At 50.8% G+C, this 768-nt stretch carries 6 tRNA genes and 1 rRNA gene; all 7 read right to left on the bottom strand.

The annotated features are described in order from the left end of the window. Positions 1-101 precede the first annotated feature (101 nt). Positions 102-177: transfer RNA gene (locus tag KNP03_RS13440), tRNA-Ala, on the bottom strand. A gap of 13 nt (positions 178-190) precedes the next feature. Continuing rightward, positions 191-267 (bottom strand) — tRNA-Pro (locus KNP03_RS13435). Between the two features lie 8 nt (positions 268-275). Then, a tRNA-Arg gene (locus tag KNP03_RS13430) sits at positions 276-352 on the bottom strand. A 32-nt stretch (positions 353-384) separates the two neighbouring features. Then, positions 385-471: transfer RNA gene (locus KNP03_RS13425), tRNA-Leu, on the bottom strand. 40 nt (positions 472-511) lie between these two features. Next, positions 512-587, bottom strand: a tRNA-Thr gene (locus tag KNP03_RS13420). A gap of 8 nt (positions 588-595) precedes the next feature. Next, positions 596-671: transfer RNA gene (locus tag KNP03_RS13415), tRNA-Val, on the bottom strand. A gap of 8 nt (positions 672-679) precedes the next feature. Continuing rightward, positions 680-768: ribosomal RNA gene (gene rrf / locus KNP03_RS13410) — 5S ribosomal RNA — on the bottom strand; the annotation flags it as partial.

Below are 768 nucleotides of genomic sequence, written 5' to 3'. Positions count from 1 at the left end.
ATATAGCTCTTAAATTGACGAAGCTTGCGCTTCATTCAAAAATTGTAAAACTTTTTTTGCCTCATCGTTCAGTTTTCAAAGTTCGTCTGTAAAAATAAAAATGGTGGAGCCTAGCGGGATCGAACCGCTGACCTCCTGCGTGCAAGGCAGGCGCTCTCCCAGCTGAGCTAAGGCCCCATAAAAGTGATGATGGTCGGGAAGACAGGATTCGAACCTGCGACCCCTTGGTCCCAAACCAAGTGCTCTACCAAGCTGAGCTACTTCCCGTCAAAAAATGGTGCACCCTGAGAGATTCGAACTCCCGGCCTTTAGATTCGTAGTCTAACGCTCTATCCAGCTGAGCTAAGGGTGCGAGACGAATAATCATCATAGGGAAAATATTAATGGTACCGAGGGCCGGACTTGAACCGGCACGAGGAAACCCTCGCAGGATTTTAAGTCCTGTGCGTCTACCAATTCCGCCACCCCGGCAAGGTATAATTTCTAGCGGTAGACTTTTAAAAAGATCAAGTGGTGCCGGCGAAAGGATTCGAACCCTCGACCCTCTGATTACAAGTCAGATGCTCTACCAACTGAGCTACACCGGCAGGTGTAATGGTGGAGGATGACGGGATCGAACCGCCGACCCCCTGCTTGTAAGGCAGGTGCTCTCCCAGCTGAGCTAATCCTCCAATATGTAGCCTGGCAACGTCCTATCCTCACAGGGGGAGAACCCCCAACTACTTTCGGCGCTGAGACGCTTAACTTCCGTGTTCGGCATGGGAACGG

This window comes from Exiguobacterium algae (assembly GCF_018617875.1).
GTDB classification, from domain to species: Bacteria; Bacillota; Bacilli; order Exiguobacteriales; family Exiguobacteriaceae; genus Exiguobacterium; species Exiguobacterium algae.
Note: the sequence above shows the minus strand (reverse complement) of the source record. Positions and strands in the feature narration are given on the sequence as shown.